Raw genomic sequence first — 26,598 nt, 5'->3', positions numbered from 1 at the left:
GAGAAGGGCGCGGACCGGCCGCGCCCCGAGGATCAGCCGCTGAGCGCCTGATGCAGCCGCTCGAAGCGGGCGCGGTAGTCGCGCCTTGCGGCCACCGCCTGCTCCAGCGTCACCCGCTCGAAATGGGCGCTCTGGTTGGGCTGCATCTGACCGACCTTGTCCAGGTCGGCGCTGATGACCGTGCCTATCATGGCGTAGCCGCCGCCGGACACCGCATCGCGATGCAGGATGATGGGTTCCACGCCCGCAGGCACCTGGATGGAGCCGATGGGATAGCAGGCGTCGACGATGTTCGACGGATCGGCGCCCGCGCCGAAAGGTTGCTCGCGGGCGCGAAAGCGTAGCGGGCGGCCCTGCTTGTAGCGGTAGCCGATGCGATCGGCCTCGGAGGTCACGGTCCAGGCGTCTTCATAGAAAGTGGCGGCGGATTCTGGCTCCAGGCGGTGATCGTATAGACCCGGAAGCACGCGCAGCGTCTGCGTCTTGGGCGGGGCCTCGGCCAACGCGGCCGGCAGTTCGCGGCCCACGCGTGTGCGGATGGACGCCCGGCCCACCGCCAGCCGGTCGCCGGCCTGCAGCTTGCGGCCTTCGTGCCCGCCGATAGCGCCCAGCGCGTAGGTCGAGCGGCTGCCCAGGACCACAGGGACGTCGATGCCGCCCGCGACCGCCAGGCAGGCGCGGGCGCCGGCCTGCACGAAGTCGAACGACAGCCGGCTGCCGGCCTGCACCGCCAGCGCCACATTGCAGGCCTGCGCCACGCCGTCGATCTTGGGGATCATGCTGGCGCCCGTCACGGCAATCACGGCGGTGCGGTGGAACAACAGCTCCGGGCCGAGCAGCGTGCATTCCAGCACCGCGTCGCCGGCGGCATTGCCCACCAGCAGGTTGGCGGCGGCCAGCGCGTACTGATCGAGCGCGCCGGACGGCGGTATGCCCAGGTGGTAGTGGCCTAGGCGGCCCGTGTCCTGCACCGAAGTGGCCAGGCCGGGCTTGATGACTTCGATGATGGGATCGTTAGGCATGGAGCGTCTCCAGCAGTTGGGCGTTGCAGGCATCGGGCGCGCGCTGGAACTCGGCCAGCGAGAACGACACGGGCCGGATGCGCAGGTCGAAGCTGCCGGCCTCGACCCGCGCCGTGGCCTGGTCGTACTCGTCGCGGGTGATGGGCTTGAACTTCACGATGTCGCCCGGGCGGAAGAACACCATCGAATCGCGCAGATGCGCCTGGCGCTGGGCAGGTTCGAAGATGGGTGCTGGCGTGACGCCGAACATCTGGTAGCCGCCCGCACCGCGTACCGAATAGATGCAGCCGAAGCAGCCGCCGTGTCCCACCGTGTGTTTGGGAGTATCGGTGCGGGGGCGCAGGTATTTGGGAACCTGCAGCTGGCGCTCGCGTTCCACCATCTGGTACATGAAGGGCAACCCGGCCACGAAGCCCACCATGGACACGAACCAGGGCGAACCGGAGTGGGCGTCGATGAAGCCCTGCACCGAGTCGTGGCCGTTGATGCGGGCCGCGTACTCCAGGTCGGTGGATTCCGGATCCTGGTGCCTTTCGCGAAACCGCATCAGGGTCTCGTGGGTCCAGGGGTCGTTGTAGTACACCGGCACTTCGATGATGCGGGTGGCCAGCGTCAGGTTGGCCAGGTCTATGCCCGCCTCCAGCTCGCGCAGCAGCGCCAGCAGGGCGTCCGGCGCGATGCGGTCGGGGTCGTACCGTACTTGATAGGACGCGTTGGCCGGGCAGATCTCGGTCACGCCGTCGACCGCGCGTTCGCGCAGCGCCCGCGTGATCGCCATGCCCTTGAAGAAGGATTCCAGCGACATGTCCTCGCTGATCTCGACGAAGATGAACTCGTCGCCGCCATGGGTGTAGCGCAAGCTCATTGGTTTTCCTCCCGGTCCCTTTGCATCCAGGCTTCAAGATAATTGGTGTGGTAGCGGCCCGCCAGCACGTCCGCATCCTCCAGCAGTTCGCGGTGCAGGGCCAGCGTTGAATGCACGCCCGTCAGTTCCACTTCGTCGAGCGCGCGCGCCATGCGCGCCAGCGCCGCCGCGCGGCTCTCGTCCCAGACGATCAGCTTGGCCAGCAGCGAGTCATAGTAGGGCGGCACGGCGCAGCCCGGATACAGCATCGAGTCCACGCGCACGCCGGGCCCGCCGGGCCAGCGCACGTGTTCCACCCTGCCAGGGCTGGGCGCGAAGTTGCGCTTGGGGTCTTCGGCGTTGATGCGGCATTCGATCGCTGCGCCGCGGATGGCGATGTCCTGCTGGCGTAAGCGCAGGGGTTCGCCGTCGGCGATGCGCAGCATTTCGCGCACCAGGTCCACGCCCGTGATGGCTTCGGTGATGGGGTGCTCGACCTGGATGCGGGTGTTCATCTCGATGAAGTAGAACTCGCCGGCGCCGCGGCTGTCGTCATACAGATACTCCAGCGTGCCCGCTCCCCGGTACCCGACCGAGCGCGCCAGTTGCGCCGCCGATTCGCATAGTTTCTGCCGGGTGGCGGGGTTCAGGGCGGGTGAGGGCGCTTCTTCCAATACCTTCTGCCGGCGCCGTTGCAGGGAGCATTCGCGTTCATACAGGTGGACGGCGTTGCTGCCGTCGCCCAGAACCTGCACTTCGATGTGCCGCGCGCGCGGCAGATAGCGCTCCAGGTATACACCGGCTTCGCCGAAGGCCGCCTGCGCCTCGGCCTGGGCCTGCGGCATCTGCGCGCGCAGTTCGGCTTCGTCGCGCACCACGCGTATGCCGCGCCCGCCGCCGCCCGCGGCTGCCTTGATCATGAGCGGGTAGCCAATGATGGCGGCATGGGTCAGGGCTTCGTCCAGCGATGACAGCACGCCTTCGCTGCCAGGCACCGTCGGCACGCCGGCCGCCTGGGCGCAGGCGCGCGCCGCCGCCTTGTCGCCCATCGTGCGGATGGTGGCGGCATCGGGCCCGACGAAGATCAGGCCGGCGTCGCTCACGGCCTGCGCGAATGCCGCGTTTTCCGACAGGAAGCCGTAGCCGGGATGTACTGCCTGGGCGCCGGTGCTGCGGGCGGCCTCCAGCAGCGCTTCGGTGTTCAGATAGCTGCGCGTCGCGTGCGAGGGGCCGATGAGCACCGCTTCGTCGGCCATGCGCGTGGCCAGCGCGTCTCGGTCCGCTTCGCTGTATACGGCCACGGTGCGCATGCCCAGTTCGCGGGCGGCGCGGATGATGCGCAAGGCGATTTCGCCGCGGTTGGCCACCAGCACCTTGTGGATGTTGCGCGGCCGGTAGGGAAGATGGGTATCGGACATGGCGCGGCCTATCCCTCGATGCGCAGCAGGGGCTGTCCGGCTTCCACCGGCTCGCCGTCTTCCACCAGGATCTCGGCCACCACGCCGCCGGTGGGCGTTTCGATCTGGTTGAACTGCTTCATGACCTCGACGATGCCGATCACGGCGCCGGCGGCGACCGTGGCGCCCCGCTCCACGAAGGGGGCAGCGTCGGGGCTGGGGCGGCGGTAGAAGGTTCCGGGCAGGGGGCTGGGAATATCGTGCAACGGCATGGTTTTCTCCTTGGAATGTCGTTCGGGCGGCAGGGGGTCAGGGGCCGGTCACGCTGGGCGGCGCGATCCGGATACCGTGGGCTTCCAGCTTCTCGCGGGTGGCGCGCACCAGGGACAGGGCGCCGGGTGTGTCGCTGTGTATGCAGACGGAATCGAAGTCGATGGGGATGTCCTTGCCTTCGACCGTGCGCACGCGGCCCTCGGTGCAGGCGCGCAGCACTTTTTCGGCGACCTGGGCGGGGTCCAGCGGCTGGGTGTAGCGGGTGAAGACGATGGAGCCGCTGGCGTCGTAGTCGCGGTCGGCGTAGAACTCGCGCACCACGGGCTGGTTCAGTTCGCGCGCCAGACGGTAGGTGACCGAGCTTTCCATGCAGTACAGCGCCAGCGTGGGCTCCAGCTCCTGCAGCGTTTCGATCAAACGGCGCGACAAGGCTTCGTCGCGGGCGGCCTGCATGTACAGCGCGCCATGCGGCTTCACGTGCTGCAGGCGCAGTCCGTGCAGTCGGGCGAATTCGCGCAGCGCGCCCAGTTGATAGACGATGTCGTGCACCAGCGCTTCGGCGCTTTCGCGCATGTCCCGCCGGCCGAAGCCGACCAGGTCGCGAAAGCCGGGATGGGCGCCGATGCAGACGCCGTGTTCGCGGGCCTGCAACACCGTGCGGTTCATGATCCGCGGGTCGCCGGCATGGAATCCCGTGGCGATGTTGGCCGAACTGATCAAGGGCATGATCGCTTCGTCCACGCCGTCCCCGATGGTCCACGGGCCGAATCCTTCCCCCATGTCCGAGTTGAGGTCGATGCTGCGTTTGCTCATTGCCGGAGGCTCCTTGGCGTTGCTCGCCGCATTCGACGCGGCGTGTGACGTGAACATTAGCCAAGGCCGAGGGGGACAAAAAGATCTTTTTATTGATCGATCAATATCTGTTTTTTAGATAACTATCCGTCGAATTGGCAGCATCGTTCCGACGTTTTTCCTATGAAAAATAAGGGATACCCCTGATAAGACGCATCGGATCGCAGAGAGAATATTCAGATATTCTGGGGTAAAGATATCGATTAAAAAGATAAGACCAGACATGTCGATTACCCTACGTCAGCTCAAATACTTCATCGCCGCAGCCGAACTGGGCCAGATTTCGCAGGCGGCAATCCAGCTGGCGATATCCCAGTCGGCCATCACCAGCGCCATCCGCGAACTGGAGGAGACAGTGGGCACGGCGCTGTTCCTGCGGGGCGCCCACGGCGTGACGCTGACTCACAGCGGCCGCACCTTCTTGAACCACGCCTACAACATCCTGTCGTCGGTCGACGAAGCCCTGCGCATGCCGGCGACGGCGGAAGAGGTCTCGGGCCGCCTGTTGCTGGCGGCGTCCTATACGGTGATCGGCTACTTCCTGCCGTATCACCTGCAGCGGCTGTCTCAGCTGTATCCGCGCCTGGACATCCAGCTGCACGAACTGAACCGCAGCGCAATCGAGGAAGGCCTGATCGCAAACCGCTATGACATGGCGGTGCTGCTGACCTCCAACGTCGCCAATCCGGATCTGGCGGTGGAGCATTTCTTCGGCTCGCCGCGACGCCTGTGGCTGCCGGCCAGGCATCCCTTGCTTGCGGCGGACGCCGTGACCCTGGAGGACGTCTCGCGCGAACCCTTCATCATGCTGACCGTGGACGAGGCGGCCTACACCGCCTTGCGCTACTGGAACGAAACTCCGTTCAAGCCCGACGTGCGGCTGCGCACCTCATCCGTCGAGGCGGTGCGCAGCATGGTGGCCAACGGCAGCGGCGTGGCCCTGCTGTCGGACATGGTCTACCGGCCCTGGTCGCTGGAGGGGCGGCGGATTGAAACGGTACAGCTCAAGGACCCGATTCCGCCCATGAACGTCGGGTTGGCCTGGCGCCGGGGCGCGGAAGTGTCGCCCGCCATGCAGGCGGTGCGGGACTATTTCCGGCATGCCTACATGGCGCAGCGGGGCGGGGCGGGCTGAACGCGGACCGGCGCTACGCCCGCTTGCCGGGATGTATGCCCATGGTCTTCGCGATGACTTCCAGCATGATCTCGTTGGCGCCGCCGCCGATGGCCGTCTGCCTCAGGTCGCGATAGGCGCGAGAGATCCAGTTCTCGTTCATGACGCCCTGGCCGCCCCAGAACTGCAGGCATTCGTTGGGAATCTTCATGGACAGCTTGCCAGCGTAGTACTTCGCCATGGAGGCGAACTGCGCGATGTCCTGGCCGTCCAGGTATTGCTCGATGGCACGGTACAGCAGAGAGCGCAGTGCCTGGATCTCGGTCTGCATTTCGGCGAGCTTGTGGTAGACCACCTGATTGGACAGGATTGTGCCGCCGAACACTTGCCTCTGGCCGGCGTATTCGATGGTCTCTTCGATGGCCCGCTCCATCGACCGCATGCTGCGCGCCGCGACGAACATGCGTTCTTCCTGGAACTGCTCCATCTGGTAGATGAAGCCCATGTTCTCTTCGCCGATGCGGTTGCTGACTGGTACCCGCACGTCGTCGAAGAACAGTTCGGCCGTATCGGAGGCGCGCAGCACCAGCTTGTCCAGCTTGCGCGACACGCTGACGCCGGGAGCGTTCAATGGCACGATGATGAGCGATTTGTTCTTGTGCGGTCCGCCGTCCTGCGAGGTATTGCACAGCAGGCAGATCCAGTCGCCCTGCACGCCATTGGTGATCCACATCTTCGATCCGTTGATGACGTAGTCGTCGCCGTCGCGCCGCGCCCAGGTCTTTATCTGCGACACGTCCGAGCCTGCCGAGGCTTCGCTTACGCCGATGCAGCCGACCAGATCTCCCGCGATGGTGGGCGCCAGGTAAGCGCGCTTGAGCGCATCGCTGCCATGATGCGCCAAGGCCGGAGTGCACATCGTGCTTTGCACGCCGATGGCCGAGGTCAGCCCGCTGGACCGGACTTCGCCCAGGGTCTCGGCGAAGACCATTTCGTAGCTGAAATCCAGCTCCATGCCGCCATACTCTGCCGCCTTTCCTATGCCCAGCAGCCCGGCGGATCCGAAGGCCTTCATCACGCGGTGCGCAGGGAAAATCTGCTCGGCCTCCCACTCGTCCAGATAGGGGTCCAGGTGTTCGGCGATGATGCGGCGGGTGGTCCGTTCGAGTTCGCGATGCTCGTGGGTCAGGTGCATGGCTGTTTCCGGTTGGTTCAGTTGGCTGCCGGTGCGCCGGCGTCGGCTAGCGTGACGTGGCCGGCGATCAGCGCGACGCCGCCGGCATCTCTTACCCAGACGTCATATCTCCCTGGTGCATCGGCCACGCATTGGCCGCCTGCGGTGATGAGGCCGCCGGCATGCAGCGGCTTGAGAAAGCGGATGTCCAGGTCGAATCGTTCCAGCGCCGCGGCACCGAAGCTGCGCGCCAGCGATTGCCAGATCAGGTTGACCGACAGCGTGCCGTGGGCGATGGTGCCGCCCATGGGCGTGGCCGAGGCGAATGCCGGATCTACGTGCAGGGGATTGAAGTCGTTGGTCAGTTCGGCATAAAGATCGATGTCCGCCTGAGTGACCTTCATGGATACTTCTTCCAGTGTAGGCGTCATGGTGTGTCCTAGGCGGCCCAGATCAGATTCATTCGGCCGGTATAGAGGGGGCGTCCAGTTGCGCCCTCGCCAGCGACTTCAAGTCGTAGATAGCGACGTTCGCCCCGCATTTCCTTGTCCAGGCAGCGCACCGTGGAACGTACGCGTTCGCCAGAGCGCGGCAGCCCTTGGACGCAAAGCGCTTGCCGCGCATGGATGTTGCCGGGCGGGCGCGGCGTCACCACGTTCAGGTAGGCGCGCATCATCAGCGCGACGGCCAGGCCGGCCTGCCTGGCCGGTGCGTCCTGCGCGTGCTGGCCGAACAGGCGTTCCCAGAGCGCCAGCAGCCTCGCGTCGAGCGGCTCTTCCCATTCGCCCAGCACGGAACCAGGGGTAAAGCTGTCATAGGTATACAGCGCGCTCATGGCGTCTCCGGTTCGGCAATCGGGAGCAGGTGGTCGCCGCGGGGCTCGAATCCGATCCGCACCCGCTGGCCGATGGCGAGCGGCGAGTTGGCGTCATTGCGGGTGTTGACCATCAAGCGGAATCCCTCGTCCAGGTCGACCAGGGCGATTACATAGGGCGCTTCGGCCTTGAAGGCCGCGTTCGGTGCACGATGCACCGTGGTATGGCTGAGCACGGTGCCCAGTCCGGCGGATTCGTTCCACTTCAGCTGCTGTCCGTGGCAATGAGTGCAGACACTGCGCGGAATGCGCTGCACCGCGCCGCATTCGCCGCAGGTCTGGTAGCGCAGCTTGCGGTCGCGGCAACCTTGCCAGAAAGGCTGCGTTTCCGCGGTGGGGCGTATGGAGGGCTTTTCCATTTCAGGCGGCTCCCAGGATGAGTGAGCAGTGGGCGGAAAGGATGCCGCCGTCTCCGTGCACGAAGGCCAGGTTGGCGCCATCCACCTGGCGGGCATCCGCCTGGCCGCGCAATTGATGGACGGCCTCGACCGCATGGAACATGCCGCCGGCCGCGCCGGAGTGGCCATAGGACAGCAGGCCGCCATGGGTATTGCAGGGCAGGGCGCCGCCCAGGCCCAACTGGCCTTGCAGGGCGGCGGGCCCGGCTTCGCCGCGCGCAAAGAATCCAATGGATTCAAGTTCGACCAGCAAGGTGATGGTGAACGAGTCGTAGATGAGAGCGACGTCGATGTCGGCGGGCTTCAGGCCGGCCGCCGCGAACGCGCGTGCCGACGAGGCCTTGCAGCCGAAATCGACCAGGCTGGGTGCGGACACGATATGTTCGTGCGTATGGCCCTGGCCCGCACCCAGGATCTCCACGGCACGGTGGCTGGTGTTGGTGGCAGGGCGGCGGCTGACCACCAGCGCCGCGCCGCCGTCGGAAACCAGGCAGCAGTCCAGCATGCGCAGTGGCGTGCTGATCTCGCGCGAGTTCAACACGTCCTCAATGGAGATCGGCTCGCGCTTGTGGGCCTTGGGATGCCGGCCGGCATGGCGGCGGTGCTCCACGGCGATTGCTGCCAGGTGCTCGGATGTCACACCGTAATCGTGCATGTAGCGTTGCGCAACCAGCGCATAGGAAGCGGGCACGCTGATGCCGAAGGGGCGCTCGAACTGCGGGTGGCCGACCTCGGCCAGCGCCGCCACCGCGCCGTCGCGGGACAGCCCCGTCAGACGGTTGTCGCCCGCGACGACCAGGACGTGGTTGCACTGGCCGCTGGCCACCAGGGCGGCCGCCTGCATGACCATGATGCAGGCGCTGGCGCCGCCGGCCTGTATCGCGGTGCAGAAGTTCGGACTCAGGCCCGCGTATTCGCAGAACACGGAACCGAGCATCAGGTGCGGCTCGGTAAAGGAATAGGCGCACAACACGCCGTCGATGTCGCCGGGGTCCAGGCCCGCGTCGCGTATCGCGCCGAATGCCGCTTCGGCGTGCAGGCCCATGCAACTGGAACCTGGCAGTTCGCCAACGCGCGTGTCGCAGGCGCCAGTGATGTAGGCGTTCATGCTCATGCGGCGCCGTCCTTGCCGGGCTTGGCGGACCAGTTGAATGCGAGGGGCTGCTTGTCCAGGAATCGCGCCACGGCGTCGTCGTGGTAGACCGTGTGCAGAGCCAGCGCCTGGGCATGGGCCTCCAGTTCGGCCAGCGTGTTCTGGTCCAGGTTGAAGGAGCGGTTGAGTATGTTCTTCGACATGCCCAGCGCTTCGGTCGATGCGGCATGGAATCGGGCGGCAAGCGCCAATGCCTCGTCCAGCAGGGATTGCGGCGGGACGATGCGGTACAGGATGCCGAGGGCGCGCGCTTCTTCGGCGTCCACTTCGCGTGCCGAGAACACGAGTTCCTTGGCGCGCTGAAGGCCGACGATGCGCGGCAACAGGAAAAAGCCGCCCAGGTCCGGCACTAGGCCGATGCGTCCGAAAACGGCACAGAACCGCGCGCCCGGCGTGCCCAGGATGAAATCGCAGGCCAATGCCAGATTGAAGCCCGCGCCAAAGGCGGGGCCGTCCACCGCGGCAATGACGGGCTTTTCCAGATTGACCAGCTCATGGAACCAGGTGTGCAGACGGCGTATGCGATCCCGGTCCTTGTACACAGGCCGTTTGGCCTCGGACAGCGATTTCAGATCGCCGCCCGCACAGAACACGCCCTGGGCGCCCGTGATGACCACGGCTTTGACCGTGTCGTCGTCGCGCGCTTGAAGCACGGCTTCGGCCAGGCTTTGGCGCACCTCGAGATCGAAGGCGTTGCGTCGTTCGGGACGGTTCAGGGTGATGAGGAGTGTCGCGCCGCGGCGCTCGCGCAGGACATAGTCGTTCATGGCTTGAATCCCAGGCTGTTGGCGATGATGTTCTTCTGGATCTCGCTGGTGCCTTCGCCGATGATGTAGACCAGCGCGTCGCGGTGGATGCGGCCGACCGGATACTCGCGCATGATGCCGGCGCCGCCGAAGATACGGATGGCTTGCTCGCTGACCGAAACGGCGGTTTCGCTGGCGACCAGCTTGACGCGCGCGGCCGTGGCCGCGTCCAGGGTTCCCTGATCCACGCGCCAGGCGCCGTAATAGACCAGCCAGCGGGCCGCTTCGATCTGCGCCGACATCTCGGCGAGCTTGTGGCCGATGGCCTGATACTGGCCGATGCGCTTGCCGGCCACCAGACGGTCGTTGGCGTAGGCGGTGGCGGCATCGAAGGCCGCGCGCGCCATGCCCAGGGCATTGGCCGCCACGCCGACCCGGTTTTCGCTGAGCGATTCCAGGATCAGTGGATACGTGCCTTCGGTTTCGCCGAGCAGGCAATCGTCGGGCACGAAGGCCTTGTCGATGTGGATAAGCGCCGTTTCCGACGCGCGTATCCCTTCCTTCTTGAGCTTGGAAATTTCGAAGCCAGGATTGGGCAGTTCGACGATGAACAGGCTGATCGAGCCAGGACGGAGGTCGGGACTGGTGCGCGCGGCTACCAGCAGGAAGTCGGCAAAGGGCGCATTCGTGATGTAAAGCTTGCTGCCATGCAGGCGCCAACCGCCTTCAACGCGTTCGGCCCGGGTCTTCATGGCGCGCACGTTGGAGCCGCCGTCCGGTTCGCTCAGGCCGAAGCCGGCCACTTTCCGGCCGGCCAGCGCGGGCGCCAGGAAACGCGCCTTCTGCGCCGGCGTGCCTGCTTTCCATATGGGCCAGATGCCCAGATGCGTATGGGCCGACCAGGTGGAGGCGAACGCCTGGGACAGGTAACTCAGCTCTTCGCGCACGATGCAGTCGCTGATTTTGTCCAGGCCGCTGCCGCCATCGGCTTCCGGATAACGCACGCCCAGCAGGCCCAGATCGCCCCAGCGTTCAAAGACGTGCTTCGGAAAGGTTTCCTGTTCTTCAGCATCGAAGACCAGGGGGGCGAGTTCATCCTGGCAAAGCCGCCGCACGGTATCGCGGACGGCTTCGTGTTCACTGGAAAACGCAAAGCTCAAGCTCACGGATATGCTCCTTTTGTCTCCGCTGGCGATGCCCGTCACCCTTGGCGTGTCGGGCATCTTTAAATTCTTTATAGAGAATAGTATTCTCGTTAAAAAATATAATAGCCAGCGTTCATTGATGCGTCAATCATCGGATCAGGCGGTTTTGTCCTTGACAAGCCGGAGGGTCAATCCTAGACTTTATTCGCTATAAAGATAAATATTCGCTATACAGAATAAAGGAGACAACATGAAGACCGGATTACCCCTGCTTCAATCCTCATTCTCGTCGCGGGCGGCCAGCCTGGCTGCGGCTGCCTTTATGGCTTTGGGCTCAGGGTCGGCCCGTGCCGAGCCTGTCTACCCGTCCAAACCGATAGAGGTGATCGTGGCGTCCTCGGCGGGCGGCATCCTGGACACTATCGCGCGCACGGCCGCGCACGGCATCGAACGCCTGGGCCAGCCTGCCGTGGTCAAGAACCTGCCGGGAGGCGGCGGCACCATCGGCACTCAGGCAGTGGCGCGCGCGCCGGGAGACGGCTACACCTTGGGGGCGGTAGCGACCAGCCACGCCATCAATCCCAGCATGTATTCCAAGCTGCAGTACGACACCGCGCGCGGATTCAGCAACATTACGCAAATGGTGGAGCTGACCAACTTCCTGGTCGCCAATCCTGCGGTCCCCGCGTCCAACCTCAAGGAGTTCATCGCGCTGGCAAAGTCCAAGCCAGGCACCCTGACATACGGCTCTGCGGGCGTCGGACAATCCAATCATCTTTCAGGCGAGTTGCTGCAGCAGGCCGCCGGCATCAAGCTGGTGCACGTGCCTTACCGGGGCAGCGCACAGGCGTTGACGGATCTGCTCGGCGGGTCGCTTTCGGTGATGTTCGTCGACGCGCTTTCGGCCGAACCCTATGTAAAGTCAGGAAAGCTGAAGCTGATCGCGATTACCGGATTGGAGCGGTCGCCGGCCTATCCCGACTATCCCACGCTGAATGAATCCGGCTTGCCGGGGTTCAACGGCAATACCTGGCTCGGCCTGGTTGCGCCTGCCGGCGTGCCCAAGAACATCGTCGACAAATTGCAGGGAGCGGTGCGCGCGGAGTTCGAGGATCCCGTCGTGCGCAAGCGTCTGCTGGGGCAGGGCGTCATTCCGGTAGCTTCCGCGCCGAAGGCTTTCAGCGAGTTCCTGGACGGCGAGATGAAGCGCTGGGACCAGGTCATCAAGACGGCGGGCATCGATGCGAACTGAAATGATGGAAGACATGAACATCGTGGGCGGCGCGTCACCGCAGGCGCTGGCAGGGGCGGCGCGCGCGGCCGCCGTGCTGGAGGCGCGCAGCGTGGCCATCGTGGGCGCTTCAGCCGATCCGGGGAAGATCGCCGGCCGACCTTTGGCCTACATGCTGTCGCGCGGCTTTGTCGGCAAACTGTTTCCGGTCAATCCGACGCGCGATCAGGTGCAGGGTCTCAAGAGCTATCCCTCGTTGGCCTCGATAGGCGAGCCGGTGGATCTGGCCATAGTCGGTACGCCGGCGGGGCTGGTCGAGGATGTGATCCGCGAGGGCGCGGCCGCGGGCGTCAAGGCGTTCGTCGTGTTTTCTTCGGGCTTTTCCGAAACGGGCGAAGAAGGCGCGGCGCTGCAACGCAGGCTGGGCGAACTAGCGCGGGCCCAAGGCGTCACGATACTCGGCCCCAACTGCCTGGGCGTGGCCAATAGCGCCACCGGACTCATTGCCTCGTTCACCACCGCACTGGAGGAAACGCCAATCAAGCAGGGCGGCTTCGCCTTCGTCAGCCAGAGTGGCGCGTTGGGCGCGTACTGGATGGACATCTGCCTGCGTTCTGGCCTGGGATTCAGCAAATGGATCACCACCGGCAATGAGTGCGACATGGATGCGGCGTCGGCCATTGCCTATCTTGCCGACGATCCGCAGACGCGCGTCATCGGACTTTACGTCGAGGATATCCGCGATTCCCTGGCGTTCCGACGGGCGCTGCTGCGCGCGGCGGCAGCCGGGAAGCCGGTCATCGCGATCAAGGCGGGTCGCTCGCAGGCGGGCGCGGCGGCTGCTGCTTCGCATACGGGAGCGCTGGCCGGCGACGATGCCCTGTATGACGCCTGCCTGCGTCAGCATGGCGCGCTGCGGGTGGATTCGCTGGGCCAGATGATGGATGTGGCCCGGCTGTTCCTGTTCGACAGCGTGCCGCAGGGCAAGCGCTTGGCCGTCATGTCCGTGTCGGGAGGCGCGGGCGTGCTCATCGCGGACGAAGCCGAACGCTGGGCGCTGGAGCTGCCCGCGCTTGCGCCGCAGACGGCCCAGGCGCTGGCGCCGGTGTTGCCTTCCTTCGTCAAGGCGGCCAATCCGCTGGACCTGACCGGCAATGTGGTGCAGGACACCGCCAGCATTTCAAGGGCGCTGGAGGCCGTGGCGCGAGACCCGGGCAACGACGCCATCGTGCTGTTCGTCGGCCTGATGCACAGCATCGCCACGGCGTTCACCGACGCCATCGCCCAGGCGCGCCAGCGTACCCATCGTCCCATCGTGGTGATCTGGATCGGCGCCAAGGAAGAGTCGGTGAGTGTGCTGGAGCAGGCGCGCATACCCGTGTTCCGCGATATCCCGCCCGCGGTTGCAGCCCTGGGCGCTGCTGTGCGTCTGAATGGCTTGCGCCATGCGGCGCTGACGGCGCCGGCGTTGCCGGCACCCCGGTGCGATGCGATGCCGGCCGCTAGTATCGCGTTTCTGCTTGAGTGGGACAGCAAGGCGCTATTGCGCGAACTCGGAACCGCCGGCATCCCCGACGGCGTGCTGGTGGACGGCGATATGCCCGACCGCTTGCCCGCGCCCTTGGCTTACCCCGTCGTCGCCAAGCTGCAGGCCAGTACTGTCCTGCACAAGAGCGACATAGGCGGCGTGGTGCTCGGCATCATGGACGACGAGCAATTGCGAGCAGCCCTGCTGCGCCTGCGCGCAATCGCCAGCGACAGGGGCATCGACGCGAGGGGCATCCTGCTCGAATCCATGCAGCGCTTCGACCACGAATTGCTGCTGGGCCTACGCCGCGACGTCCGATTCGGCCCCACCTTGACGCTGGGCCGCGGCGGGGTGGAAGTGGAGCTCGATCCCGACGTGGTCTGCCGTTTGCTGCCGCTGGACGCTCAAGGCATCCGGGAAATGATCGAGGGCCTGCGCTCGGCCAAGCTGCTGCAGGGGTTTCGGGGGCGCGGCGCCGTTGACCTGCCAGCTCTGGCTCGGCAGATTGCGGGGTTGTGCGAAGCATTCCTGGCGCGGCCGGACCTGGCGGAAATCGAGATCAATCCGCTGGCAGTGGGCGAGGGGCAGGCCTGGGTGCTCGATGCGGTCGTGAGCAGGTTCGAATGACGGCATCCTCGCACCATGTGCTGGTTCACGACGCCGCTGGCGTCCGTACGCTGATCCTGGACCGTGCGGCCAAGGCCAACGCCCTGAACGTGGAAATGCTCGACGTGTTGCGGCGCGCGATTGAAAGCGCCCCGGCCGCAGGGATTGGGCTGATCGTTCTCCGCAGCGCTTCTCCCTCCCTGTTCTGTGCCGGCGGCGATATCGAGGAGTTCGTCCGCAGTGCGGCGTTGTTGCAAGCGCAGGGGCAGGGCCTGCGTGAACTGATGGCCGCCATGGCGCGCTCGCCGGCTCCCGTCCTGGCTGTCGCCCGAGGCAAGGCGGCGGGGGCCGGCGTCATCCTGCTGGCGATGACGGACATCGTCATTGCCTCGGCGGACCTCACGCTCGCGTGCCCGGAAATCGCTTTCAACATGTACCCCGTCATGGTCCAGACCGCGCTGGAAACCAAGATCAGCGGCGCGCGGGCCCGCCAGTTGTGCCTCAGCGGCCAACTGCTGAAGGCCGAGCCCGCCCGCGACCTGGGACTGGTGACCGATGTGTTGCCGACCGAGGACTTCGAGCGGCTTTCCGCCGAGCGCCTGGCGTTCTACATCGCGCGCCGCGAGGCGCTGGTCATTGCCCGCAAGGCGCGTTTGTTGCTGGAGCCGCCCGATTGCGCCGTCGGACGCATCGAAGCGCTCGAGCCCCTGATGCACGAAAACTTCGCCAGGCCCGGCGTGCAGGAAACCATACGCGGCTATCTTTCCAGCATGCGCGCCAGGCGCTCCGGTTGATATGCCCGCCGGGTTTGTGCGGGCAGGCGCTCTATGCCACAATTTTTGCTCTTTTCTATCCAGAGAAATTCTCTGTCTTCAGAATGACGACCGAACAACCGGAAAAACTCGTAGGTGCTCTCGTGGGCGGATTACGCGTCCTGCGCTACCTGAGCGCGGCGCCCTCGGGCGTGGGGGTCACCCGCGTGGCGCGCGACCTGCAACTCAATTCCAGCACTTGCTACAACTTCCTCAAGACGCTGGTATATGAAGGCCTGGTGTCGTTCGATGAAGCCACGAAAACCTATTCCATCGCGTTGGGGCTGGTCGAGCTCGCCAAGGGCGCGCTGGAGCAGGGATCCTACGTGCGGCTGGTGCATCCGCATTTGCGCGATATCGCGCGCAGCCACGGCGTGACTGCGACGCTCTGGCAGCGCACGTCCAATGAGCGCGTAGTGCTGGTGGACCGTGCCGACACCGACAGTTCGGTGCGCGTGCACATGAGCGTGGGCCAGCGACTGCCCATGTACATCGCGGCGCTGGGCCGCTGCATGGCGGCCCATTCCGGGCTGGATGACAAGGAATTGCGGCAACGTTTCGACAACCTGAGGTGGGACGACAAGCCGCCTTTCAAGGACTATATGGAAGGCGTGCGCGATGCCCGTGAAAAGGGTTACGCGGTGGACGCCGGCAACTACGTCAAAGGCGTCAGCACGGTTTCCGCCGCGGTGCTCGACGAATTCGGCAAAGCCGCCATGGCCATCAGCGCCGTTGGCTTCAGCGCCCAGGTTTCGGGCGAGGCGCTCGAGCGCCTGGGCGTTGACCTGCGCGACCGCGCCGCGCTGATCTCCCGCGCACTCTCGGGCGGCCGCGCCTGATTCCCCACCGCTGACGCCACGCTGCCCGTGTCGCCGTGCGGGCAGCGCGGCCGCTGCCCGTTCCAGCGCGGGAAAACTCCCTGAAAAACCCGATTGACGTTCTCGAGAACCTTTGCTTATGATTCATCTAACCGTACGGTTAGTAAATTAACTGACCGATAACTTATATGTAACAGCATGACGCCAAGGCAGGCGGCGTGGAATCAAAAATAGCGGTTGTTACGAGGAGGCAATGGTGGCTAGCGCCAACAAAGAGCAGTTGCTGGACGCATACCGGCGCATGTTGCGCATCCGGCTGGCCGAGCTCCGGCTCGGACGCTTGTTCGCGGACGGGGAGGTGCCCGGCTTCATCCATCTGAGCATCGGCCAGGAGGCCGTCGCCGCTGCGATGGGTATGGTGCTGCGGGCGGACGATACCGTCGCCTCGACCCACCGTGGCCATGGTCATGCCCTGGCCAAGGGCATCGACATCGAAGATTTCTTCCTGGAGCTGATGGCGCGCGAAGAGGGTATCTGCAAGGGCCGTGGCGGTTCGATGCACGTCGCCAACCTGTCCATCGGCATGCTGGGGGCCAACGCCATTGTCGGCGCCAGCATACCGATAGCCCTGGGCAGCGCACTGGCCCATCAGGTACAGAAAAAGGACTGCGTGGCGGTGGCCTTCTTTGGCGACGGCGCCATGGCCGAAGGCGTGCTGCATGAAAGCCTCAACCTGGCTGCGCTGTGGCGCCTGCCGTTGCTGTTCCTGTGCGAGAACAATGGTTGGGCCGAGTTTTCTCCCACCCACAAACAGTTCGTGGCGCCGCTGGACAAGCTATCGGCCGCCTTTTCCATTCCCCACGAAAAAATCGACGGCAACGACGTGTTGGGGGTGGCCGACGCCGCCAGCGCGGCCGTGGCGCGCATACGCGCCGGTGAAGGTCCGCGGGTGCTGGAGTGCATCACTCACCGTTGGCGCGGCCACTATGAAGGGGATCCCCAGAAGTACCGCCCTTCCGAAGAGATCGAGGGCCTGGGCGAGCATGATCCGGTAGCGCGCTTCGAAGCGGTGCTGGATCAGAACGGGGTCGCCAAGGCGCAGCGCGAACAGGCGTTCGAGGAGGTCCAGGCCCAGGTCGAACGCGCGGTCGAACGCGCGCGCATGGGGCGCCAGCCCGTGTGGGAGGACGCGCGCAATGATGTCTACACCATGAACGAGGCGAACTGAGATGGCTGAACTACGTTTTGCCCATGCCATCAACCGCGCGTTGGCCGAGTGCATGGAGGAGGATCCCACGGTGTTCCTGTTCGGCGAAGACATCGCCGAAGCCGGAGGGCCGTTCGGCGTCACGCGCGGGCTGCGTGCCCGTTTTGGCCCGGACCGCATCCGCGATACGCCGATTTCCGAAGCCGCCATGGCCAACGCGGCAGTGGGAGCGGCTCTGTCCGGTCTGCGTCCCGTGCTTGAAATCATGTTCATGGACTTCATGACGCTGACCATGGACGCGCTGGTCAACCAGGCGGCCAAGGCTCGCTACATGTTTGGCGGGCAGGCCAGCGTGCCCATGGTGGTGCGCACCCCGCATGGCGGTGGCATCAGCGCGGGGCCGCAGCATTCCCAATGCCTGGAAGCATGGTTTGCCCACATTCCGGGCCTGAAAGTGGTGTGCCCCAGCAACCCCGCCGATGCTTATGGCCTGCTGAAGTCAGCCATTCGCGATCCGGACCCGGTGGTGTTCGTGGAGAACAAGGCCTTGTATGCCCTCAAGGGCGAGGTGGCCGATGATGCCGGACCGATACCGCTGGGCCGGGCCCGGGTTGCACGCCCGGGCCGAGACCTGACCGTGGTGAGCTACGGCGCGACCGTGCACAAGGCCTTGCGGGCCGCCGAGGCCCTGGTTGCCGATGGCATCGAGGCCGAGGTGCTGGATCTTCGCAGCATCCAGCCCTGGGACGAACAGGCGGTGCTGGCATCGCTCGAACGCACCCATCGGCTGCTCATCGTGCACGAAGCCGTGGAGGCATTCGGGGTCGGCGCCGAGATCGCTGCACGAATGGCGGACATAGGTTTTGACGAACTCGACGCGCCCATCGCTCGTGTCGCGGCGCCCTTCGTTCCGGTGCCATTCGCTCCATCGCTCGAAGAACAGTACCAGCCCCAAGAGGCCGATGTCATAGCCGCCGCGCGCAAGCTCTGCGCGTGAACCCAGGAGACAGCATGAACGAACCCAGCATTCTTGCCGAAGTCCGCAATCGCGTCGGCATCATCACCATCAATCGGCCGAAGGTGCACAACGCGCTGGACATTCCAACCTTGATCGAACTGGAACGGGCTTTCGCCGCATTGGAAGCCAGCGACGACTGCCGCGTCATCGTCATCACGGGCGCCGGCGATAAGTCCTTTGTGGCGGGAGGCGACCTGGCCGACCTGAATTCACGCCAGGGGCTGGCGCACTACCAGGAGTTCGCCGAGGATATCCATCGCGTGTTCCGGCGCATCGAAGTCAGCGACAAGCCGACGATCGCTGCGGTCAACGGCTGGGCGTTGGGCGGCGGCACCGAGCTGCTCCTGGCCATGGACCTGCGCATCCTGGCCGACAGCGCCATGATTGCGCTGACCGAGATAAACCTGGGCCTGTTCCCGGGGGCGGGCGGTACGCAGCGCATCATCCGGCAGGTCGCGCCTTGCCTGGCCAAGGAGCTGATGTTCACGGGCGGGCGCATCAGCGCCGCCGATGCGGTGCGCATGGGCCTGGCCAACCGCGCAGTTCCGAAAGACGAACTCATGGCGCAGACTCTGGCGCTGGCGGAGCAGATAGCAGGCAAGTCGCCGCTGGTGTTGAAGCTGCTCAAGCGCACGCTGCGCGACGGCGCCGACATGCCCCTGGCCAATGCGCTGGCGCACGAGCAAGCCATGATAGGCCTGGTGCTGGACACGCGCGACGCGCATGAGGGCATCGGTGCATTCCTTGAAAAGCGCGAAGCGCGCTTCGCGGGGCAATAGCCCATGGGCGCGCTGAATGACCTGCTGATGCCCAAGCTCGGCCTGACCATGACCGAGGGCATGTTGATCGAATGGAGCGTGGCCGCTGGCGACCAGGTCAAGGCTGGCGATCCCTTGTTCGTGGTGGAGACCGACAAGGTCGCCAACGAAATCGCGGCGGAGGCAGACGGGCTGATTGGCGAGATCCTGGTGCAGGCGGGCGAAACCGTTCCCGTCGGCGCTGTGGTCGCGCGTTGGACGGGCCCGGGCCAGCGGGCAGAGCAGGAACCCGGCCTGGCTGCCGGGGAGGAGGCAACGGTCATGACCAAGCCGGCCGTGCCGGCGTGCGTCGAGCCGGCGCCAGTCGTGGGCGGCCGCATCGTGGCCACGCCGCTGGCGCGGCGCCTGGCCCGTGAACTGGACGTGGATCTGGCGAAGGTCGGCGGCACGGGGCCTGGCGGACGCATCAAGGCGGCCGATGTGCGCCAGGCGGGAGCGCCGGCGGCGCTGGCGAAGAGCGCCGACGAACTGACGGTTGCGGCAAAGGACGTCGGCCAGCGAGTCACCGCCAGCGGGCTGGTGCAGTCCATGGCCCGCCGCATGACGCAAGCCAAGCAGGTACCTCATTTCTATCTCTCGGCCGAAGCGGAAGTCAGCGAGCTGCTTGCCTTGCGCGGCCGGTTGAATGGCCAAGCTGACGCACCCCGGTTGACCTTGAACCACTTCGTCATCGCCGCGGTGGCGCGGGCGCTCGAGGCCTTGCCGCGACAGAACCGCATCTGGAACGACGACCATATCGTGCAGTTCCAGGCCATTGACGTCGGTGTGGCGGTCACGACCGAGCGCGGGCTGATGGCGCCCGTCCTGCACGGGCTGGCAGGCGCCACGCTGGACGGCGTCGCACGGCAGTCGGATGCATTGCTCGAACGCGTGCGCTCGGGCAATGCCACCCGTGAGGACATGAGTGGCGGCGCCATCTCGATTTCCAACGCGGGCATGTTCAACGTCACATACATGACGCCCATCATCAACCCGCCCCAGTCGGCCATCCTGGGCGTGGGCAGCATTCGCGAGATATTCCGGCCCGACTCGCAAGGCGCGCCCGCGCTGCGGCGCGAAATGGGCTTGGTGCTGGCAGCGGACCATAGGCTGCACGACGGTGCGGGCGCACTGAAATTCCTCAATCACGTCATCGAATTGCTGCAGGACCCCTACCGGCTGCTGCGTACCCATACTCAAGGATAGATCACATGGACTTTTCGCTTTCGGACGAGCAGAAGCTGATAGTCGAGACCGCGCGCCGCATTGGTGAAACGTATGGCGTGGAATACTGGTACGAACAGGATCGCAAGAACGCGTTCCCCCAGGCGTGCTGGCAAGCCATTTGCGAGGCCGGCCTGGCAGGCGCGGCGCTGCCCGAGGAACATGGCGGATCCGGCCTGGGCATGGTGGAGTTGGCGCTCATCGTCGAGGAACTTTCCGCAGGCGGCGGCGGTTCGACGCTGGGCCAGCTATTCATGATCAATCCCATCTTCGGCGGCGTGCCGATTTCCAGGTTCGGCAGCGAGCAGATGAAGCGCGAACTGCTGCCCGGCCTGACCAGCGGCAAGATCAACTTCTGCATGGCGCTTACCGAACCCGATGCCGGCACCAACACGCTGGCCATGAAGAGCTTCGCCGCTGCCCAGCCCGATGGCAGCTGGCGCCTGGATGGACGGAAGATCTGGATCACCGCCGTGGATGCCGCGCAGAAGATGCTGGTCGTGGCGCGCACTGCCAAACCCGTCGAAGGGGCGCGGCCAACGGACGGTATCTCCATGTTCATGATCGACGTCGAACGCGAGGGCCTGAGTTACTCGGCCATCGAGAAGGTGGGCACCCAGACGCTCAGCGCATGTTCGGTGTTCTTCGACAATGTCCGCATCGAAGCACATGAACTGGTGGGCACGCTGGACAAGGGCTTTCGCGAATTGCTGGACGTGCTCAATACCGAGCGCATCGTGACGACTGCCAGCCTGGTCGGCGCGGGCAGGTTGGCGGAGCGCCTGGCGGTGCAGTACGCGAACGACCGCAAGGTGTTTGGCGGCAAGCCCATCAGTGCCTACCAGGGTCTGCAATTCCCCCTGGCGCAATCGCATGCGGAACTGCAGTGCGCGCGGCTCATGAACCTGAACGCGGCCTCGCTGTGCGACCAGGGCTTGCCCTATGGCACCGAGGCCAACATTGCCAAGCTGATAGGCTCCCAGGCTGCCAGCCATGCCATCGAACGCAGCATGCAGACGATGGGCGGCATGGGCTATGCGCGTGAATTCCATGTGGAGCGCTTGTGGCGCGACGCCAGGCTGTTCAAGTTCGCGCCAGTGTCGGAAGAAATGATCCTGAACTACATCGCCATACACGATCTCGGCATGCCGAAGTCATACTGAAGCGCCAGAATCGAGATGCGGGACCGGCCCAGGCCGCCACCCGCGCCGAGCCGCCATCCAAGGGAGACCCACCATGCTCAATCTGAGCGCAGCCATCGCCTATCACGCCCGGCGCACCCCCGATCGCGCCGCCATCATCTATCGCGATGAAGCCATCAGCTATGCCGACTTCCATGAACGCATCCGCCAGGCGGCGGCGTTGCTTCAGTCGCATGGCATAGGCCGCAACGACGTGGTGGCGCTCTTCATGAAGAACAGCGCCGCCTTCCTGGAACTGGCGTTTGCGGCCAGCTACCTGGGCGCGGTGTTCCTTCCCATCAACTACCGGCTGGCGGCGCCCGAGGCCGCCTACATTCTTGCCGACGCCCGCGCCAGGCTGCTTTTCGTGGACGAGGAGTTCGCGGAGGTGGCGGCCTTGGAAGTGCCGAAGGTAGTGCTGAACGCGGAGGGCCAGGCCGATTCGCGCAGTCTTGGCAAGCCAGGGCGGGAAGTGCCAGAACCGGCCGCCACGGCACAGGACGACCTGGTCCGGCTGATGTACACGTCCGGCACCACCTCGCGCCCGAAGGGCGTGATGCATACCTACGGCAACCTCCACTGGAAATCGATCGACCATGTGATCGCGCTGGGCCTGACGCACCAGGAGCGCCTGCTGGTGGTGGGCCCGCTTTATCACGTCGGCGCCTTCGACCTGCCAGGTATCGCGGTGCTGTGGGTGGGCGGCACGCTGTGCGTGCACCGAGAGTTCGATCCGGAAGCGGTGCTTGCTTCCATCGAGCGCCATGGCCTCACCTGCGGCTGGATGGCCCCTGTCATGTTGAGCCGCGTGCTGGCCGTGCAGCACCCCGAACGGTACTCCCTCGATACCTTCGGCTGGTGCATTGCCGGAGGCGAAAAGACGCCGGAATCCCGCATCCGAGACTTCACCCGCGTGTTTACCCGGGGACGCTTTATTGATGGCTTCGGCATGACGGAAACCTGCAGCGGCGACACGCTCATGGAACCTGGCCGTGAGCTCGAGAAGATAGGTTCAACCGGGCGTGCATTGCCGCATGTGGAGATCCGCATTGCGGACAATGAGGGCCGCTGGTTGTCCGCCGGAGAGAAAGGCGAGATCTGCGTGCGCGGGCCCAAGGTGACCAAGGGCTACTGGAACGCACCCGAGAAAACCGCTGAAGCTTTCTTCGGAGATTGGCTGCGCAGCGGGGACGTGGGCTACCTGGACGATGAGGGATTCCTGTTCGTCACCGACAGGACCAAGGACATGATCCTGACTGGCGCGGAGAACGTGGCCTCCAGCGAAGTCGAGGCCGTGCTCTACGAAATGCCGCAGATCGCCGAAGCCGCGGTCATCGGCGTGCACGACGAGCAGTGGGGCGAGCGGATCACTGCGGTGGTGGTGCTCAACCCCGGGCACACGCTGACGCTGGAAGAGCTGGACCGGCATTGCCGCAAGCGCGTGGCCAACTTCAAGGTGCCCCGGGAATTGAAGGTGGTGGAGGAACTGCCGCGCAATCCTTCCGGCAAGGTCCTCAAGCGCGTGCTACGCGATCGCTACAACGGCTGACACGCGGCAAACACATAAGAAAGCAGGGGAGAAGACATGAGTTTGGCCAGAAAATTCGCGGCGTTTTCGACGGGTCTGACCGTCGACAGCCTTCCTGAACCCGTGGTGGAAAAGGTCCGCGCCTGCGTGCTCAATGGTTACGGCATTGCATTGGGCTCGCATCCCACGCCGTTCTTCCGCGTGGCCGAGCGGGCCGTCCTGGCGATGGACGGTGAACGTCCCGGCGGCGCCACGCTGCTTGGCAGCGGCCGCCGCAGCACGGTGGCGGGTGCGGCGCTTGCCAATGCCGCGCTGTTCCATGGCAGGGCGCAGGAAGATACCTGCGGCGTGGCACATTTCGGCGCCATCCTGCTGCCGCTCCTGACAGCGCTGGTGGAGCACGGCGAAGGGGCCATGGAGGATTTCCTGCCCGCATTGGTGGCAGGCTATGAGATCGGCGGCGCATTGGAATCTGCCTATTCGGCCCGGACGACCGCCGCAGGCTTGCGCGCTTCGCCGCTGTACGGCACGGTCGCCGCCGCGGCTGCCGTTGCCCGGTTATGGCGCTTGTCCGAGGAGCGCACTGCGGCGGCGTTGTCCAACGCCGCCTCGTTCACAGGCGGCATCCTGCAGTCTTTCGACGATGGCACCGACGAATGGCGCTACCAGGTTGGAATGGCCGGGCGCAACGGGCTGGCGGCGGCGACGCTGGCGGCCCATGGTTCCGTATCCGCGGACGGCGCCTTCGAGGGCAAGTCCGGCTTCGCACGTGCCTTCGTCAGGGCCGAATGCGATGTCGCTGCCATAGCCGGCGGCTTGGGCAAGGACTGGTCGCTGCTCAAGGTGACTTTCAAGCCATACCCCGTCTGCGCACTCAACCAGACGCCGGTCCGCGCCTGCCTGCGGCTGCGGGACCTGCTGGGCACGCGCGGCAGCGCCCTGAGGACCCTGCGCGTATACCTGAACCCTACGGTCGTGGGCTATGCGGGCATGGACAAGGAGGGACCGTTCCAGAGCATTTCCGGAACGCTCATGAGCACGCAGTTCTGCGTTGCCACGACCTTGCTGCATGGAACGCCAACCATCGCGCATATGGCGCAATTTGGCGACACGGCCGTGGCAAGCCTGATCCCGCGGATCCGGCTGCATGCCGACGATGCTCTCGGCTTGCTGGCCTGCCGCCTCGAAGCGGAACTGGAGGGTGAGAGCGAACCTCTGATAGTGCGGCTGGACACCGACCACACGGAATACAGCTACGACCGGACCCGGGTGTCCGCGCTGATACGCGGCATCGGCGAAGAGACCGGTGTGGCGCAGCGCGCCTATGACCATATCGAACGTTTCGCGGCCGAACTGCCACGGGCGGAAATGGCAGACGTCCTTGCCGCCTTCAAAGAGATCCAGACGGCCCGCTGAGAGGCCAGTGGATGGCGCTTCGAGAATTCGGGGCGCGTTACTACAACGTGCAAGAACCTAGGAGGAGACGACATGTCCTGGTACAGGAAATCCACGCCTGCGTGGTTGGCGGCCGCCGTGGCGGCCTTGGTTTCGGGGACCGCGTTGGCGGCGGATACGGTCAAGATCGGCATGACCTCGGCCTTGACCGGCCCCTATAGCGAGTTTGGCGAAGGCAACCGGCGCGCCGTCGAGCTCGCCGTCGAACAATGGAACGCCAAAGGCGGCATCAACGGCAAGAAGATCGAGATTGCGATGCTGCTGGATGACCAGCTGAATCCGGACCGCGCGGTGCAGAACATGCGCGCCATTCTGGACAACAAGGATATTGTCGGCATCATCGGTCCGGCGGGCAGCGGACCGACCCTGGCTGTGATCGACATGGCCCAGGCCGACGGCCGCCCCTATATGAACCCCATCGCGCAGACGCCGGTTGTGACCTATGCGGGCGAGAAGACCGGAGAAAAGCCGCGGCCCAATGTGTTTTCGTTCGCGCTGCAGAACGACATCGAGGCCGTGGCCATGGGCGAATACCTGGCCAAGCGCTTCAAGCGCATCGGCATCGTGCACGAAAGCACGGCCTACGGCGTGACCGGAGTCGATTACCTGTCTGCCTCCATAGGCAAGAACGGCGGCGCCAAGCCTGTTGCGACGGATTCCTACAACCAGGGTGCGCAGGACATGACCGCGCAGGTGGCGCGCATGAAGCGCGCCAACGTCGATGCGATCGCCGCCATCGGCCTGGGCAAGGATCTGGCCGTGCTGCGCAGGACCATGGCGCGGTTGAACGTGAATGTGCCGCTGGTCGCCTCCAATGGCGCCTTGGGGCAACCCTACCAGGAGGGCGCGGGCGAACTGACCTTGGGCACGCTGGGCACGATGATCGGCGCGTTTGGCAATCCCATGCGTCCGGCTGCAGCGGACTTTGCCAAGGCCTACAAGGCGAAGTACGGCGCCGACCGCTGGTGGGGCAATGATCCGGAGAATCCGCAGCTGTTCATGGCGATCTCGGTGTCCAACGGCTACGACGCGGCCAATGTGCTGTTCGAAGGGATACGCCAGGCCAACTCCACCGATCCCAAGGCCATTATCGCGGCGATCGAATCGATCAAGGACTTCCAGGGCGTCAACACCACCTACAACTTCTCGAAGAGCCGTCATCACGGCATCGAGACGGATGGCGTCAAGGTGTTCGAGTACGTGAAGAAGGACGACAAGGTCCGGCTGCAGCCGGTCGCCCAGTAACTGGCACGTCGCGCGTCCGGCGCCATGAGGCGCCGGGCCGCGCCGGTCTGTATGGATGATGGTGATATGGATTTCTTTATCCAAATGATCGTGTCAGGCCTGAGCGTCGGCGCCGCCTATGCGTTGATCGGCCTGGGCCTGAACCTGACGTTCTGGACCACGCGCGTGCTCAATTTCGGACAGGGTTCGGTGTTGATGGCGGGGGCGATGCTGACGGCCGTCATGGTCGGCGCCGGGGTCAACGTGTTCCTGGCGGTGGGCGTGTCGCTGCTGGCCACGGCCTTCATCCTGTGGGTGGTCGAGGTGGTCGGCGTGCGGCCCACGCGGCGCATTGCCGGCAGCATGGGGTGGGTGGTCTCCACCCTCGGCATAGGCATCTTCCTGCAGGGTGTGGCGAGCTGGCTGTTCGGGACACAGGCTGTGGCGTTTCCGGACGTGCTCTTCAGCAGCACCGACACGGTGGAGTTCATGGGCGCCTACATTTCGCTGCAGTACATCGCCGTGTTCGTCATCAGTGTGATGATCGTCGGCCTGATGGAGCTGTTCCTGCGCCATTCCATCTGGGGTTACGGCGTGCGCGCGGTCGCGCACGATCGCGACCTGGCGTCGCTCATGGGCATACCGGTCTACCGCGTGGTGGTCTTCTCGTTTCTGGTGAGCGGCGTGCTGGCTGGCATCGCCGGCATCCTGGTGTCGCAGGTGTCGGGCACGGTGGATCCGAATTTCGGCCTGCATCTGCTGATCCTGGCTTTTGTCGCCGCGGTCATGGGCGGCATGGGCAGCGCGTTCGGCTCTTTGGTGGGCGGGCTGATCCTCGGCATCCTGGAGAAGCTGGTGGGCGGCTACGTCTCGCCCGCCGCGGCCGAGGTCGTGGCTTTCGTGCTTTTGATAGGCGTGTTGACGATCCGGCCGCAGGGCCTGTTCGGCAAGCGTGAAACCGTGAAGGTGTGAGGACG

Annotated in this window: 26 protein-coding genes; 14 read left to right on the top strand and 12 right to left on the bottom strand. The window is 65.2% G+C overall.

Annotation, left to right across the window (positions count from 1 at the left end):
- Positions 1 to 32 precede the first annotated feature (32 nt).
- The 5 genes from IB258_RS24865 to IB258_RS24845 are packed head-to-tail and all read right to left on the bottom strand — an operon-like array spanning position 33 to position 4,349.
- Positions 33 to 1,022, bottom strand: a complete 990-nt coding sequence (locus tag IB258_RS24865; protein ID WP_054457871.1) for a biotin-dependent carboxyltransferase family protein — start codon at positions 1,020 to 1,022, stop codon at positions 33 to 35.
- Positions 1,015 to 1,887 carry an allophanate hydrolase subunit 1 gene (locus IB258_RS24860; RefSeq protein WP_192353338.1) on the bottom strand — a complete coding sequence of 291 codons (873 nt, stop codon included), beginning with the start codon at positions 1,885 to 1,887 and terminating at the stop codon, positions 1,015 to 1,017. The genes IB258_RS24865 and IB258_RS24860 overlap by 8 nt, the downstream gene beginning before the upstream one ends.
- Positions 1,884 to 3,284, bottom strand: coding sequence for an acetyl-CoA carboxylase biotin carboxylase subunit (locus tag IB258_RS24855; RefSeq protein ID WP_175214339.1), 1,401 nt, complete (start codon positions 3,282 to 3,284; stop codon positions 1,884 to 1,886). Before IB258_RS24855 ends, IB258_RS24860 begins: the two co-directional genes overlap by 4 nt.
- Positions 3,285 to 3,292: 8 nt before the next feature.
- Entirely contained in the window at positions 3,293 to 3,535 is a 243-nt protein-coding gene (locus IB258_RS24850) for an acetyl-CoA carboxylase (protein WP_119450622.1), read from the bottom strand.
- A gap of 37 nt (positions 3,536 to 3,572) precedes the next feature.
- Positions 3,573 to 4,349, bottom strand: coding sequence for a 5-oxoprolinase subunit PxpA (locus IB258_RS24845; protein WP_054457867.1), 777 nt, complete (start codon positions 4,347 to 4,349; stop codon positions 3,573 to 3,575).
- Between the two features lie 262 nt (positions 4,350 to 4,611).
- Here IB258_RS24845 and IB258_RS24840 point away from each other — a divergent pair, with 262 nt between their 5' ends.
- A complete protein-coding gene (locus IB258_RS24840; protein WP_054457866.1) occupies positions 4,612 to 5,523 on the top strand; it encodes a LysR family transcriptional regulator in 912 nt (303 codons plus the stop codon).
- A gap of 13 nt (positions 5,524 to 5,536) precedes the next feature.
- Here the strand turns inward: IB258_RS24840 and IB258_RS24835 are convergent, their stop codons facing one another.
- Genes IB258_RS24835 through IB258_RS24805 form a run of 7 tightly spaced genes read right to left on the bottom strand, consistent with a single transcriptional unit; the run spans position 5,537 to position 11,013 of the window.
- Positions 5,537 to 6,697 carry an acyl-CoA dehydrogenase family protein gene (locus IB258_RS24835; protein WP_054457865.1) on the bottom strand — a complete coding sequence of 387 codons (1,161 nt, stop codon included), beginning with the start codon at positions 6,695 to 6,697 and terminating at the stop codon, positions 5,537 to 5,539.
- 17 nt (positions 6,698 to 6,714) lie between these two features.
- On the bottom strand, positions 6,715 to 7,107 hold the full coding sequence (locus tag IB258_RS24830; RefSeq protein WP_119450623.1) for a MaoC family dehydratase: 393 nt from the start codon (positions 7,105 to 7,107) through the stop codon (positions 6,715 to 6,717).
- A gap of 8 nt (positions 7,108 to 7,115) precedes the next feature.
- Positions 7,116 to 7,511: a hypothetical protein gene (locus IB258_RS24825; RefSeq protein ID WP_119450624.1), complete on the bottom strand. Its 396-nt coding sequence runs from the start codon at positions 7,509 to 7,511 to the stop codon at positions 7,116 to 7,118.
- Positions 7,508 to 7,909, bottom strand: a complete 402-nt coding sequence (locus IB258_RS24820) for a Zn-ribbon domain-containing OB-fold protein (protein WP_119450625.1) — start codon at positions 7,907 to 7,909, stop codon at positions 7,508 to 7,510. The genes IB258_RS24825 and IB258_RS24820 overlap by 4 nt, the downstream gene beginning before the upstream one ends.
- A 1-nt stretch (position 7,910) precedes the next feature.
- Positions 7,911 to 9,062, bottom strand: a complete 1,152-nt coding sequence (locus tag IB258_RS24815) for a thiolase family protein (protein ID WP_054457861.1) — start codon at positions 9,060 to 9,062, stop codon at positions 7,911 to 7,913.
- Positions 9,059 to 9,868, bottom strand: a complete 810-nt coding sequence (locus IB258_RS24810) for an enoyl-CoA hydratase/isomerase family protein (RefSeq protein ID WP_054457860.1) — start codon at positions 9,866 to 9,868, stop codon at positions 9,059 to 9,061. Before IB258_RS24810 ends, IB258_RS24815 begins: the two co-directional genes overlap by 4 nt.
- The gene (locus tag IB258_RS24805) at positions 9,865 to 11,013 is read right to left on the bottom strand and encodes an acyl-CoA dehydrogenase family protein (RefSeq protein WP_192353337.1); all 1,149 of its coding nucleotides are present in this window, start codon (positions 11,011 to 11,013) and stop codon (positions 9,865 to 9,867) included. Before IB258_RS24805 ends, IB258_RS24810 begins: the two co-directional genes overlap by 4 nt.
- A gap of 229 nt (positions 11,014 to 11,242) precedes the next feature.
- Between IB258_RS24805 and IB258_RS24800 the strand changes: the two genes are divergently transcribed.
- From IB258_RS24800 to IB258_RS24740, 13 genes are all read left to right on the top strand, one after another.
- Complete coding sequence (locus IB258_RS24800) at positions 11,243 to 12,244, top strand: tripartite tricarboxylate transporter substrate binding protein (protein WP_054457858.1); 1,002 nt, start codon at positions 11,243 to 11,245, stop codon at positions 12,242 to 12,244.
- Positions 12,234 to 14,378, top strand: a complete 2,145-nt coding sequence (locus IB258_RS24795) for an acetate--CoA ligase family protein (RefSeq protein ID WP_370539856.1) — start codon at positions 12,234 to 12,236, stop codon at positions 14,376 to 14,378. The genes IB258_RS24800 and IB258_RS24795 overlap by 11 nt, the downstream gene beginning before the upstream one ends.
- Positions 14,375 to 15,151, top strand: coding sequence for an enoyl-CoA hydratase/isomerase family protein (locus tag IB258_RS24790; RefSeq protein WP_192328976.1), 777 nt, complete (start codon positions 14,375 to 14,377; stop codon positions 15,149 to 15,151). The genes IB258_RS24795 and IB258_RS24790 overlap by 4 nt, the downstream gene beginning before the upstream one ends.
- 83 nt (positions 15,152 to 15,234) lie before the next feature.
- Positions 15,235 to 16,008 carry an IclR family transcriptional regulator gene (locus IB258_RS24785; RefSeq protein ID WP_054457855.1) on the top strand — a complete coding sequence of 258 codons (774 nt, stop codon included), beginning with the start codon at positions 15,235 to 15,237 and terminating at the stop codon, positions 16,006 to 16,008.
- 235 nt (positions 16,009 to 16,243) lie between these two features.
- Positions 16,244 to 17,215 carry a thiamine pyrophosphate-dependent dehydrogenase E1 component subunit alpha gene (locus tag IB258_RS24780; protein ID WP_119450671.1) on the top strand — a complete coding sequence of 324 codons (972 nt, stop codon included), beginning with the start codon at positions 16,244 to 16,246 and terminating at the stop codon, positions 17,213 to 17,215.
- 1 nt (position 17,216) lies between these two features.
- Positions 17,217 to 18,191: an alpha-ketoacid dehydrogenase subunit beta gene (locus IB258_RS24775; RefSeq protein ID WP_192353336.1), complete on the top strand. Its 975-nt coding sequence runs from the start codon at positions 17,217 to 17,219 to the stop codon at positions 18,189 to 18,191.
- A gap of 14 nt (positions 18,192 to 18,205) precedes the next feature.
- Positions 18,206 to 18,991 (top strand): enoyl-CoA hydratase/isomerase family protein, encoded by a 786-nt coding sequence (locus IB258_RS24770; protein WP_175161581.1) that lies wholly within the window; start codon positions 18,206 to 18,208, stop codon positions 18,989 to 18,991.
- Between the two features lie 3 nt (positions 18,992 to 18,994).
- Complete coding sequence (locus tag IB258_RS24765) at positions 18,995 to 20,215, top strand: dihydrolipoamide acetyltransferase family protein (protein ID WP_192353335.1); 1,221 nt, start codon at positions 18,995 to 18,997, stop codon at positions 20,213 to 20,215.
- Between the two features lie 5 nt (positions 20,216 to 20,220).
- Complete coding sequence (locus IB258_RS24760; RefSeq protein ID WP_054457850.1) at positions 20,221 to 21,396, top strand: acyl-CoA dehydrogenase family protein; 1,176 nt, start codon at positions 20,221 to 20,223, stop codon at positions 21,394 to 21,396.
- 73 nt (positions 21,397 to 21,469) lie between these two features.
- Positions 21,470 to 22,963, top strand: coding sequence for a long-chain-fatty-acid--CoA ligase (locus tag IB258_RS24755; protein WP_054457849.1), 1,494 nt, complete (start codon positions 21,470 to 21,472; stop codon positions 22,961 to 22,963).
- 36 nt (positions 22,964 to 22,999) lie between these two features.
- A complete protein-coding gene (locus tag IB258_RS24750) occupies positions 23,000 to 24,358 on the top strand; it encodes an MmgE/PrpD family protein (protein WP_192353334.1) in 1,359 nt (452 codons plus the stop codon).
- 72 nt (positions 24,359 to 24,430) lie between these two features.
- Complete coding sequence (locus IB258_RS24745; protein WP_192353333.1) at positions 24,431 to 25,642, top strand: ABC transporter substrate-binding protein; 1,212 nt, start codon at positions 24,431 to 24,433, stop codon at positions 25,640 to 25,642.
- 66 nt (positions 25,643 to 25,708) lie between these two features.
- Entirely contained in the window at positions 25,709 to 26,593 is an 885-nt protein-coding gene (locus IB258_RS24740; protein ID WP_054457847.1) for a branched-chain amino acid ABC transporter permease, read from the top strand.
- Positions 26,594 to 26,598 lie beyond the last annotated feature (5 nt).

This window comes from Achromobacter sp. ACM02 (assembly GCF_014851605.1).
In the GTDB taxonomy this organism is placed as follows: domain Bacteria; phylum Pseudomonadota; class Gammaproteobacteria; order Burkholderiales; family Burkholderiaceae_B; genus Achromobacter; species Achromobacter aegrifaciens.
Note: the sequence above shows the minus strand (reverse complement) of the source record. Positions and strands in the feature narration are given on the sequence as shown.

Coding starts and splice junctions, on each gene's coding strand:
- IB258_RS24865 (WP_054457871.1), bottom strand. CDS start 1,022: ATGCCTAACGATCCCATCATCGAAGTCATCAAGCCCGGCCTGGCCACT.
- IB258_RS24860 (WP_192353338.1), bottom strand. CDS start 1,887: ATGAGCTTGCGCTACACCCATGGCGGCGACGAGTTCATCTTCGTCGAG.
- IB258_RS24855 (WP_175214339.1), bottom strand. CDS start 3,284: ATGTCCGATACCCATCTTCCCTACCGGCCGCGCAACATCCACAAGGTG.
- IB258_RS24850 (WP_119450622.1), bottom strand. CDS start 3,535: ATGCCGTTGCACGATATTCCCAGCCCCCTGCCCGGAACCTTCTACCGC.
- IB258_RS24845 (WP_054457867.1), bottom strand. CDS start 4,349: ATGAGCAAACGCAGCATCGACCTCAACTCGGACATGGGGGAAGGATTC.
- IB258_RS24840 (WP_054457866.1), top strand. CDS start 4,612: ATGTCGATTACCCTACGTCAGCTCAAATACTTCATCGCCGCAGCCGAA.
- IB258_RS24835 (WP_054457865.1), bottom strand. CDS start 6,697: ATGCACCTGACCCACGAGCATCGCGAACTCGAACGGACCACCCGCCGC.
- IB258_RS24830 (WP_119450623.1), bottom strand. CDS start 7,107: ATGACGCCTACACTGGAAGAAGTATCCATGAAGGTCACTCAGGCGGAC.
- IB258_RS24825 (WP_119450624.1), bottom strand. CDS start 7,511: ATGAGCGCGCTGTATACCTATGACAGCTTTACCCCTGGTTCCGTGCTG.
- IB258_RS24820 (WP_119450625.1), bottom strand. CDS start 7,909: ATGGAAAAGCCCTCCATACGCCCCACCGCGGAAACGCAGCCTTTCTGG.
- IB258_RS24815 (WP_054457861.1), bottom strand. CDS start 9,062: ATGAGCATGAACGCCTACATCACTGGCGCCTGCGACACGCGCGTTGGC.
- IB258_RS24810 (WP_054457860.1), bottom strand. CDS start 9,868: ATGAACGACTATGTCCTGCGCGAGCGCCGCGGCGCGACACTCCTCATC.
- IB258_RS24800 (WP_054457858.1), top strand. CDS start 11,243: ATGAAGACCGGATTACCCCTGCTTCAATCCTCATTCTCGTCGCGGGCG.
- IB258_RS24795 (WP_370539856.1), top strand. CDS start 12,234: ATGCGAACTGAAATGATGGAAGACATGAACATCGTGGGCGGCGCGTCA.
- IB258_RS24790 (WP_192328976.1), top strand. CDS start 14,375: ATGACGGCATCCTCGCACCATGTGCTGGTTCACGACGCCGCTGGCGTC.
- IB258_RS24785 (WP_054457855.1), top strand. CDS start 15,235: ATGACGACCGAACAACCGGAAAAACTCGTAGGTGCTCTCGTGGGCGGA.
- IB258_RS24775 (WP_192353336.1), top strand. CDS start 17,217: ATGGCTGAACTACGTTTTGCCCATGCCATCAACCGCGCGTTGGCCGAG.
- IB258_RS24770 (WP_175161581.1), top strand. CDS start 18,206: ATGAACGAACCCAGCATTCTTGCCGAAGTCCGCAATCGCGTCGGCATC.
- IB258_RS24765 (WP_192353335.1), top strand. CDS start 18,995: ATGGGCGCGCTGAATGACCTGCTGATGCCCAAGCTCGGCCTGACCATG.
- IB258_RS24760 (WP_054457850.1), top strand. CDS start 20,221: ATGGACTTTTCGCTTTCGGACGAGCAGAAGCTGATAGTCGAGACCGCG.
- IB258_RS24755 (WP_054457849.1), top strand. CDS start 21,470: ATGCTCAATCTGAGCGCAGCCATCGCCTATCACGCCCGGCGCACCCCC.
- IB258_RS24750 (WP_192353334.1), top strand. CDS start 23,000: ATGAGTTTGGCCAGAAAATTCGCGGCGTTTTCGACGGGTCTGACCGTC.
- IB258_RS24745 (WP_192353333.1), top strand. CDS start 24,431: ATGTCCTGGTACAGGAAATCCACGCCTGCGTGGTTGGCGGCCGCCGTG.
- IB258_RS24740 (WP_054457847.1), top strand. CDS start 25,709: ATGGATTTCTTTATCCAAATGATCGTGTCAGGCCTGAGCGTCGGCGCC.